The organism is Roseovarius aestuariivivens, assembly GCF_004761875.1.
GTDB classification, from domain to species: domain Bacteria; phylum Pseudomonadota; class Alphaproteobacteria; order Rhodobacterales; family Rhodobacteraceae; genus Roseovarius; species Roseovarius aestuariivivens.
In genome coordinates this window covers 1-1187 of the sequence record NZ_SJEY01000038.1, presented here as the reverse complement: position 1 = coordinate 1187, position 1187 = coordinate 1, and the positions used below count along the sequence as shown (strand labels likewise).

General features: G+C 58.6%; 1 pseudogene. It reads right to left on the bottom strand.

Annotated features, from left to right (window positions below):
- Positions 1-595: 595 nt before the first annotated feature.
- Positions 596-1187: pseudogene (locus EZV60_RS19220) on the bottom strand (Calx-beta domain-containing protein); the annotation flags it as partial.

Genomic DNA, 1187 nt, shown 5'->3' with positions numbered 1-1187 from the left:
TACTTTCGGGAAATCACGCCGCAATGCCGCGACACGCACCGAAAAGAGACGGTCTTTCGGAGACTGATTTCGCTGCAACAGCATCAGGCGGCTGCGTCCCGCACACCCGTCATTGCCCTAATTTCCAGGGACGTCCGGTGTGGGCAGAAGCTGCCGTTCACGGTGGCAACGTCAAATTTTCCGGCTCCAACGGTAGCTTAAAATGCTTAAGCAGTCATCCGATGAAAATCCTCGGATGGCCGAGCCGAGCCCACAGCGGAAGTGCCATTTTGCTACCGCTCGTAGATGCAGCGACAGAAGTGACAGAGTACGCCAGCTGCGCCGTAGTAAGAAAAGCTGCCATTCATTCACAGCGCAGCGAAACTTGTGGCATCTACGTCCGACTGGCAAACTAAGCCACCGTTTAGAATTGACCCGCCGATCTGCATAATCGACGGGCCAGAAATGCTGAAATTATCCACTCACGGAGAGTTTTGGGTAATCCAGAAGTGTGCAAATAACGTGACGGTATTTTGTACCTTTAATGGTTTCTAGCACGTCACGCTGTGCGGACTTTGCAGTCACTCACTCAGCTCAAGCCAACTGGAAAAAAGCCTCAGAATATCTCGATATCCGCGGCGGTCACCGTGGCGTTCTGTTCGAAGGTGGCGATGAGTTCCTGCGCGCCGGCGCCGGAGCCGTCGGCGTCGAACCAGAGCTGCCCGGAGGCCTGGTCGAAGATGAACCTGTCGGAGGCGTCCGCCGCAGCTGTGCCGGCAACGAAATCCGCCGCCGAGAGCGCGCCCGCAGCCATGCCGCCGAAGACCGTGCCTTTCATCTTCAGGATGTCGCCCTCATTCACCTCGTTGGTGTTGAAATCGATAATCCGGTCCACGTTGTCGGGCCCGATCGCGCGGTCGAAAACAAAGGTGTCGCCGCCTGCCTGACCCTTCAGGGTGTCGCGCCCCTCGCGGCCCACGATGGTATTCGAGAAGGGCGTGCCGACGATCGTGTTGTCGAGCCCGTTGCCGATTCCGTTGAAGATCGCAGGGCTGCCATCCTTGGTGCGCACGGTCTGCATGAAGAGCTGTTCGACATGCGCGGCCAGTGCGTAGGATTGGTAGGCCAGCACCACGTCGTTGCCCTCGCCGAACTCCTCGACGATCACGTCGCCGGGGGTGCGCAGGATGTAGCGGTCGTCGCCGAGC